Source organism: Leptolyngbya sp. CCY15150 (assembly GCF_016888135.1).
Classification (GTDB): Bacteria; Cyanobacteriota; Cyanobacteriia; order RECH01; family RECH01; genus RECH01.
Map to the genome: position 1 here is coordinate 1 of NZ_JACSWB010000018.1, position 267 is coordinate 267.

Here is a 267-nt window from a genome sequence, read left to right on the forward strand (position 1 = left end):
TGTAACGTCGATAGAAAGCTTCCGCACCCGGCAGCGCATGTAGACCGATGCGACCACCGTAACCTACCTCCACACTGCGCTGCCGGGCAAAGAGTACAAGAGCCCGTCCGACCCCAATCAGATAGGGAGGATCTTCGAGTAACCGGCGATTCCACGGCGCAGAAGCTAAGTATTCGATATAGACCAGAGGAAACCGTTGTGGCAACCAGGAACGGTGCCATTGCGTTTCGAGCAAGATGACACCTTGAAGTAGCGCTTCAAACTCGA

General features: G+C 54.7%; 1 pseudogene. It reads right to left on the reverse strand.

What is annotated here, in order from left to right:
- A pseudogene (locus tag JUJ53_RS25325) lies at positions 1-205 on the reverse strand (hypothetical protein); the annotation flags it as partial.
- Positions 206-267: the final 62 nt, after the last annotated feature.